Here is a 1,531-nt window from a genome sequence, read left to right as displayed (position 1 = left end):
GACTTCTGCGTGCGCGCGCTGGACTGCGGGGCCGTCACCGCCGGGGAGGTGGCCGAGCTGGCCGGTGTCGACAGGGCCGCGCTCGACCGGCTCCGGCGGCCGGGCACCGAACGGACCCTTGCGCCCGAACGAACCCATCCGCCCGAACAGTCCCACCACCGGGACCACGTCCACGACCGGGCGGAGACCACGACATGAGCGCACATGGTGTCCCCGAGATCGTATTCCGCGCACGTCGGGCGGTGATCGGCGCCGAGGTCGTGCCGGCCACCGTGACGGTCTCCGGCGGGATCATCCTGGCCGTAGAGACCGGTCCCGCTGCCCCGACCTCCCCGACGCCGGCCGGCACGGACGTCGTCGACCTGGGTGACGACGTGGTGCTGCTTCCAGGATTGGTCGACACCCACGTCCACGTCAACGAACCCGGCCGCACCGACTGGGAGGGATTCGCCAGCGCCACCCGCGCCGCCGCGTGCGGCGGGGTGACCACCCTGATCGACATGCCGCTCAACTCCAGTCCGGTGACCACCAGTCCCGCCGCGCTCGACGCCAAACTGGCCAGCGCGACCGGGAAACTGCACGTGGACGCTGGGTTCTGGGGTGGGGCCGTGCCGGAGAACCTGGGCCGGCTGCGCGAACTCTGGGATCGCGGGGTGTTCGGTTTCAAGTGCTTCCTGCTCCACTCGGGGATCGACGAGTTCCCGCCGCTCGATGACGTGCAGATGCTGGCGGCCATGGAGGAGATCGCCGGGTTCGGCGGACTGCTCATCGTCCATGCCGAGGACGCCGGGACCATCGACGCGCAGCCCCCGCCGTCCGGGCCCATCTACGCGGGATTCCTGGAATCCCGACCGGTCGCCGCAGAGGTCCGCGCGGTGGCGCAGGTCATCGACGGCGTCCGCCGCACCGGGTGCCGGACCCACATCCTGCACCTGTCGGCCGCCGACGCCCTGCCGCTGATCCGGGACGCCAAGGCGGAGGGCCTGCCCCTGACGGTGGAGACGTGCCCGCACTATCTGTCGCTGTTCTCCGAGGAGATCCAGCCGGGCGCCACCCACTACAAATGTTGCCCGCCGATCCGCGAGGCCGGCAACCGCGAGCGGCTGTGGGAGGGGCTGCGCGACGGGACCATCGACCTGGTGGTCTCGGACCATTCGCCGTGCGTTCCCGAACTCAAGCGCTTCGACAGCGGCGACTTCGGCCAGGCGTGGGGCGGAATCGCCTCCGTGCAGCTGGGCCTGCCGATCATCTGGTCGGAGGCGCGGCTGCGCGGACTGGGACTGCCCGACGTCGTGCGATGGATGTCCTCCGGCCCCGCGGAGTTCGCCGGACTGATCGACCGCGGCGCGATCCGCCCCGGGGCCCGCGCCGACCTGGTGGTCCTGGCCCCCGACGAGGCGTTCGTGGTCCTGCCCGAGCGGTTGCAGCACAAGAACCCCGTCACCGCCTACGCCCAGCGGGCACTCGGCGGCGTGGTGCGCGACGTCTACCTCGCCGGTCGGCGTATCGACCTCGACGGCCCCGCCGCCGG

The 1,531-nt window shown here is 71.9% G+C and carries 2 protein-coding genes; both read left to right on the top strand.

The genetic code is table 11. The features are described 5' to 3' along the window. On the top strand, positions 1-198 hold a 198-nt coding region (locus G6018_RS12925; protein ID WP_182639816.1), incomplete at its 5' end, for a hypothetical protein. Continuing rightward, on the top strand, positions 195-1,531 hold a 1,337-nt coding region (gene allB / locus G6018_RS12920; RefSeq protein ID WP_182639815.1), incomplete at its 3' end, for an allantoinase AllB. The genes G6018_RS12925 and allB, both read left to right, overlap by 4 nt.

The sequence above is a fragment of the Dietzia sp. DQ11-44 genome, from assembly GCF_014145205.1.
Lineage (GTDB): Bacteria > Actinomycetota > Actinomycetes > Mycobacteriales > Mycobacteriaceae > Dietzia > Dietzia natronolimnaea.
Note: the sequence above shows the minus strand (reverse complement) of the source record. Positions and strands in the feature narration are given on the sequence as shown.